We start from the raw sequence: 7,637 nt of genomic DNA on the forward strand, positions 1-7,637 counted from the left end.
AGTCTCCAGCGGCGCCCTCGCGCCATCATCACGAGAGTCAAGCGACACCTGCGCGGCAACTTGCCAGCGGGGTTGAACGCCAGCACTCGCGCACGAAATGCGATCGATCGACTCGGGGACCGGGCGGATTGCCCAGACCAAGGAACCGGACTAAAAAAGAGACTAGCCGGAGCAAAGCCGGCTAGCTAAGACAGACCAGTATAGGGAGCAAGCCATAGCCTGTCAACGCTTTCAATTCGTTGACTAACCGACCCGAGCTTGAGACACCTTGAAATTCAGAGATCGCTTTCAGCCGCCAGCGATCAAGCCGATCGCGCGGCGTTCCGGTCGTCAAGCCATCGCCAGCGGGGCGATGGCTCGGTGTGCCGCCGCAACCGCCAAACCATCATGGTCTCGACGCCGGAGACCGACGGCGGCCAGCGGACGGCGCTCGGCTCAACTCGCCTCTGGCGTATTGAGCGCCTTCTTCAATGCCGCTTCCGGACCTTCAACCACATCGACCTGACTGGATATCTGGCACTCCATCTGACGTCTGCGACGACGATCCTGATGATGGGACAACCCCGTGCCGGCGGGAATCAGACGCCCGACGATGACGTTTTCCTTGAGCCCGGCGAGCCGATCGGTGGAACCGCGCACGGAGGCCTCGGTCAGCACCCGAGTCGTCTCCTGGAAGGAGGCCGCGGAGATGAAGGACTCGGTCGCCAGCGATGCCTTGGTGATGCCGAGCAGCAGTTGCTCATAGAGCGCGGGCTGTTTGCCCTCGGCCATGACCCGCTTGTTCTCGTCCATCAGAACGGAATGCTCCACCTGTTCGCCGCGCAGCAACCGGGTATCGCCAGGGGCCGAAATTTCGACCTTGCGCAACATCTGCCGGACGATGACCTCGATGTGCTTGTCGTTGATCTTGACGCCCTGCAACCGATACACGTCCTGGATCTCCTTGACCAGATATTCGGCCAGCGCCGTGACGCCCTTCAGACGCAGGATGTCGTGCGAGGCGAGTTCGCCATCGGCAATGACCTCGCCACGCTCGACGCGCTCGCCATCGAACACGTTGACATGACGCCACTTGGGAATCAGCTCCTCGACCGTCTCACCATCATCCTTGGTGATGATCAGACGCTGCTTGCCCTTGGTGTCCTTGCCGAAACCGATGGTCCCGCTCGCCTCCGCCAACAGGGCTGCTTCCTTGGGCTTGCGTGCCTCGAACAGATCCGCCACCCGCGGCAGACCGCCGGTGATGTCGCGGGTTTTGCTGGACTCCTGCGGGATACGCGCCAGGATGTCGCCAACACCCACATTGGCGCCATTGGCGACGCTGACGATCGCGCCCGAGGACAGCGCATAGCGCGCCGGCAGGTCGGTCCCCACGATATTCAGTTCGTTGCCGTCCTCGTCGAGCAATTTCACCATCGGCCGCAGATCCTTGCCTGCGGCAGGACGCTGCTTGGGATCGATCACGGCCAGCGAGGCCAGACCCGTGACATCGTCGACCTGGCTCTGCACGGTGACGCCTTCGATGAAGTCCTCGAACTCCAGCTTACCCGCAACCTCGGTCACCACCGGATGGGTATGCGGATCCCAACTGGCGACCACGTCGCCCGGCTTGACGGTATCGCCATCGGCGACGCGCAGGGTCGCGCCATAGGGAACTTTGTAACGCTCCTTCTCCATCCCGCGCTCGTCGACCACGGTCAGTTCTCCGGAGCGCGACACCGCCACCAGGTTGTTGCCCGAGTGATGCTGCACCGTCTTGATGTTGTGCAGGCGTACCGAACCGCTGTTTTTGATGTCGATGCTGTTGACGGCCGCGGCCCGCGAGGCCGCGCCGCCAATGTGAAAGGTGCGCATGGTGAGCTGGGTGCCCGGCTCGCCGATCGACTGCGCGGCGATGACGCCGACCGCCTCGCCCATGTTGACGCGATGACCGCGCGCCAGATCGCGACCGTAGCATTGCGCACAGACGCCCAGTCGTGCTTCGCAACGAATCGGCGAGCGCACGCGAAGCTGATCGATCCCGATTTCATCGAAATGATCGACCAAGGTCTCGTCGAGCAGCGTCCCGGCCTTGCAGACCAGTTCGTCGGTCCCCGGCAGGTAGACATCCACGGCGCAGACGCGCCCGAGGATCCGCTCGCGCAAGGGCTCGACCACATCGCCGCCCTCGATGATCGGCGTCATCAGCAGCCCCTGCTCGGTTCCGCAGTCTTCCTCCAGCACCACCATGTCCTGCGCCACGTCGACCAGACGCCGGGTCAGATAACCCGAATTGGCGGTCTTCAGCGCGGTATCGGCCAATCCCTTGCGCGCGCCATGGGTCGAGATGAAATACTGGATGACGTTCAGACCCTCGCGGAAGTTTGCCGTGATGGGGGTCTCGATGATAGAGCCGTCCGGCTTGGCCATCAGACCGCGCATCCCGGCGAGCTGACGAATCTGCTGCGCGGAACCGCGAGCGCCGGAATTGGCCATCATGTAGATCGAGTTGAAGGAGTCCTGCTTGCGTCGCTCGGCCACCCGTTTCCGGGTCTCGCCGAAGCCAGCGATGACCCGCTCTCTCAGCCCATGTCCCTTGATCTGATCGAGTCCGACGATCTTCGCCACCTCGGGACGATATTCCGCCAGCAGCGACACGGCCAAGTCCTGGAAAGCCGCCACGTCCATCTCGCCCCGTCCAAGCTGCTCTCCCGCCTCTTTCAGCCGGGTCTGCCAGACATTGAACAACTCGCGCGTTGCCGGACGATCCGTCTCGTCGATCGCGCTGTAAATCCCCTGGCGATATTCGGCGACCAGACGCTGCGCCTCGAACACCGGGCTGGACTCGGCGGACTCGCTGCCGAGCTTGCTCATCATGGCCTTGGCGACTTGATCGTTGGTCCGCGACCAGATGTCGACCACCTTGTTGTAACGCTCGCCGTTGGTGACCAGACCCGAGGCATACTGCTGCTGGATCTCCTGGACCTCGGCCTCGGCCCCGGCCAGCAGCGCGCCCTTGTCCATTTTGGCGTCCAGTTCGTCGCGCGGCACTTCCATGTCCTCCAGACCGATCGAGACCCCGGAGCGCGTGGCCATGCGGAACCCGAGATACATGATCTGATCGGCGAAGACCACAGTCTCCTTAAGCCCGAGGCGGCGATAGCACATATTGATCAGCAGCGAGATCTGCTTCTTGCCCATGGCGCGGTCGACCAGATCGAAGGGCAGGCCATCCGGCACGATGGCGAACACCAGCGCGCGTCCCAGCGTCGTGTCCTTGATGCCGACGATTTCGCGCAGTTCGCCATCCTTACCCTTGATGACCTCGCGGATACGCACCTTGCAGCGTGCGTGCAGCTCGGCATGTCCGGTCTCGTAGGCACGACGGGCCTCGTCGATATCGGCGAACACGCTGCCCTCGCCCTTGGCCTTCACCCGTTCGCGGGTCATGTAATAGAGACCCAGCACCACGTCCTGCGAGGGCACGATGATGGGCTCGCCATTGGCCGGCGAGAGGATATTGTTGGAGGCCATCATGAGCGCGCGTGCTTCCAGCTGCGCCTCTAGGGACAGCGGGACGTGAACCGCCATCTGATCGCCGTCGAAGTCGGCGTTGAAGGCGGTACAGACCAGCGGATGCAACTGGATCGCCTTGCCCTCGATCAGCACCGGCTCGAACGCCTGGATGCCGAGACGGTGCAGGGTCGGGGCGCGGTTGAGCATCACCGGATGTTCGCGGATGACCTCCTCCAGGATGTCCCAGACCTCCGGCGTGCCGCGCTCGACCATCTTCTTGGCGGCCTTGATGGTGGTCGCCAGACCGCGCAGTTGCAGCTTGCTGAAGATGAAGGGCTTGAAGAGTTCGAGCGCCATCCGCTTGGGCAGACCGCACTGGTGCAGCATGAGCGTCGGACCGACCACGATGACCGAACGGCCAGAGTAGTCGACGCGCTTGCCGAGCAGATTCTGACGGAACCGGCCCTGCTTGCCCTTGATCATGTCGGCGAGCGACTTCAGCGGACGCTTGTTGGTGCCGGTGATGGCACGTCCGCGCCGCCCGTTGTCCAGCAGGGCGTCGACCGATTCCTGAAGCATGCGCTTTTCGTTGCGCACGATGATGTCGGGCGCGACCAGATCGAGCAGACGCTTGAGACGGTTGTTGCGGTTGATCACCCGCCGATAGAGATCGTTGAGATCGGAGGTCGCAAAACGACCGCCATCGAGCGGCACCAGCGGGCGCAACTCAGGTGGCAGCACCGGCAGCACGGTCAGGATCATCCATTCGGGACGATTGCCCGAGACGAGCAGGGATTCCATGAGCTTGAGCCGCTTGGCGAGCTTCTTGATCTTGGTCTCGGAGTTAGTGCTCTGGATTTCCTCGCGCATGCGCCGGATCTCGGCGGCCATGTCGATGGTGCGCAGCAGTTCGTAGACCGCCTCGGCACCCATGCGGGCGTCGAACTCGTCGCCGTTGGCCTCCAACGTCTCCAGATACTGCTCGTCGTTGAGTAGCTGGCCGCGTTCGAGCTCCTGCACCAGACCGGGATCGATGACGACGAAAGACTCGAAATAGAGGATACGCTCGATGTCGCGCAGCGTCATGTCGAGCAACAGCCCGATGCGCGAAGGCAGCGACTTCAGGAACCAGATGTGGGCGACCGGGCTGGCCAGGTCGACATGCCCCATGCGCTCGCGGCGTACCTTGGCGAGGGTCACCTCGACGCCGCACTTCTCGCACACCACGCCGCGGTGCTTGAGCCGCTTGTACTTGCCGCAGATGCACTCGTAGTCGGTGATGGGCCCGAAAATCTTGGCGCAGAAGAGACCGTCGCGCTCCGGCTTGAAGGTGCGATAGTTAATGGTTTCGGGCTTCTTGACCTCGCCGAAGGACCAGGAACGGATCATCTCGGGGGAGGCGAGTCCGATCTTGATCGCGTCGAATTCGAGAGCCTGGCCCTGTTGCTTGATGATTTTCAATAGATCTTTCAAGATCTTAATCTCCTGGCTGGAATAACTGGCGATGGGTATCGCTTCGCCCTTCGACTTCGCTCGGGACAAGCTTCACCCATCCGACCGATACAACGTCTACGTCAATCCTGCTGAAGCTCGATGTTGATGGCGAGCGAGCGAATCTCCTTGACGAGCACGTTGAAGGACTCCGGCATGCCGGCCTCCATCCGATGGTCGCCGTCGACGATGTTCTTGTACATCTTGGTTCGACCATTGACGTCGTCGGATTTCACCGTGAGCATTTCCTGTAGCGTGTACGCGGCGCCATAGGCTTCCAGTGCCCAAACCTCCATCTCGCCGAACCGCTGACCGCCGAACTGCGCCTTGCCGCCCAACGGCTGCTGGGTGACCAGACTGTAAGGCCCGGTCGAACGGGCGTGCATCTTGTCGTCCACCAGATGGTTGAGCTTGATGATGTACATGTAGCCGACGGTCACCGGACGCTCGAACTGGTCCCCGGTGCGACCATCGAAGAGGATGGTCTGACCGCTCGGGATGCCCAGCGCGGAATTATCGCGATCGGCGAGTTGGAGCATCGCGTGGATCTCTTCCTCGGTCGCGCCATCGAAGACCGGCGTGGCCATGGGCACGCCGCGGGTCAGATTGCGCGCCAATTCCAGAATCTCGTCATCCGAAAAGCTCGCGAGATCCTCGGACTTGCCACTGCGGTTGTAGACCTTATCCAGAAAGTCGCGCAATTCAGCCACTGCGGTCTGAGCCTGAAGCATCCGTTCGATCTTGACGCCAAGCCCGTTTGCCGCCCAGCCCAGATGGGTTTCCAGCACCTGCCCCACATTCATGCGTGACGGGACGCCCAGGGGGTTGAGTACGATGTCCACCGGGACACCGTCGGCCGAGAACGGCATGTCCTCCACCGGCACCACCTTGGAGATAACGCCCTTGTTGCCGTGCCGACCGGCCATCTTGTCGCCCGGCTGGATGCGGCGCTTCAGAGCCACGTAGACCTTGACCATCTTAAGCACGCCGGGAGCCAGGTCATCCCCACTCGCAATCTTGCGTTTCTTGACCTCGTAACGCTCGCGAAATTCATCCCGTTGTTGTTTGACCTGGGCGGATATCGCTTCGAGCTGGGTCGCAATCTCCTCGTCCTGCATGCGGATCTCGAACCACTGATCGCGGGAACCCCTCTCCAGCAACCCCTGGAGATACGCCTTGGTCACCTTGGAGCCGGGCTTGAGACTTCCCGGACCGCCATCGGCGGGCTTGCCGACCAGCATTTTTTCCACGCGCTGGAAGGTATCGTTCTCCATGATGCGCTGCTGGTCCGCGAAATCCTTGCGGACGCGATCCAGTTCCAGTTCCTCGATCTGGATCGCGCGTTTGTCCTTCTCGACCCCATCGCGGGTAAAGACCTGGACATCGACGACCGTGCCGTTCATCCCGGACGGCAGACGCAGCGAGGTGTCCTTCACGTCCGACGCCTTCTCGCCGAAGATGGCTCGCAGCAGCTTCTCTTCAGGTGTCAACTGCGTCTCGCCTTTCGGCGTGACCTTGCCGACCAGAATGTCGCCGTCGCGCACCTCGGCGCCAACATAGACGATGCCAGACTCATCGAGCTTGGACAGGGCCGACTCACCGACGTTAGGGATATCGCCGGTGATCTCCTCCGGCCCCAGCTTGGTGTCGCGGGCCAGACAGGAAAGCTCCTCGATGTGGATGCTGGTGAAGCGGTCTTCCTGCACCACGCGCTCGGAGATGAGGATGGAGTCCTCGAAGTTGTAGCCGTTCCAGGGCATGAAGGCGATACGCAGGTTCTGTCCCAGCGCCAACTCGCCCATGTCGGTGGACGGCCCGTCCGCCAGCACGTCGTCGCGCGCCACGATATTGCCCGGCTTAACCAGCGGGTGCTGATTGATACAGGTGTTCTGATTCGAGCGGGTGTACTTAGTCAGGTTATAGATGTCGACGCCCGGTACGCCTGGGACGGCCTCGTCGTCGTTGACGCGCACCACGATGCGCGCGGCGTCCACCGATTCGATGACGCCGCCCCGGCGCGCCACCACGCACACGCCCGAGTCCTTCGCCACCACGCGCTCCATCCCGGTACCGACCAGCGGCTTTTCGACCCGCAGCGTCGGCACCGCCTGACGCTGCATGTTCGAGCCCATCAGCGCCCGGTTGGCGTCGTCGTGCTCCAGGAAGGGAATCAGCGAGGCCGCCACCGAAACGATCTGGCGCGGCGAGACGTCCATGTACTGGACTTCCTCCGGTGCCCGCATCGCAAACTCGTTGGCATGTCGGCAGGAGACCAGCGCATCCGTGAGTCGCCCGTCATCGTCCAGCGTCGCATTGGCTTGGGCAATGACGAAATTGCCCTCCTCGATCGCGGACAGATAATTGATTTCCTTGGTCACCTGACCGGCCTCGACCTTGATGTACGGGGTTTCGAGAAAGCCGTAGGAATTGGTCCGCGCATAGACGGCCAGCGAGTTGATCAGTCCGATGTTCGGACCTTCCGGCGTTTCGATCGGACAGACCCGGCCATAGTGCGTCGGATGCACGTCGCGCACCTCGAAGCCGGCCCGCTCGCGCGCCAGACCGCCTGGGCCGAGTGCCGAAACCCGCCGCTTGTGGGTGACTTCGGACAGCGGATTGTTCTGGTCCATGAACTGGGAGAGCTGGCTGGA

General features: G+C 62.4%; 2 protein-coding genes. Both read right to left on the reverse strand.

What is annotated here, in order from left to right; translation table 11 throughout:
- Positions 1–435: 435 nt before the first annotated feature.
- A complete protein-coding gene (rpoC, locus tag QZY07_RS22115) occupies positions 436–4,968 on the reverse strand; it encodes a DNA-directed RNA polymerase subunit beta' (RefSeq protein WP_295407548.1) in 4,533 nt (1,510 codons plus the stop codon).
- A gap of 101 nt (positions 4,969–5,069) precedes the next feature.
- On the reverse strand, positions 5,070–7,637 hold a 2,568-nt coding region (rpoB, locus tag QZY07_RS22120), incomplete at its 5' end, for a DNA-directed RNA polymerase subunit beta (RefSeq protein ID WP_295407551.1).

This window comes from uncultured Thiocystis sp., assembly GCF_903866365.1.
Classification (GTDB): domain Bacteria; phylum Pseudomonadota; class Gammaproteobacteria; order Chromatiales; family Chromatiaceae; genus Chromatium.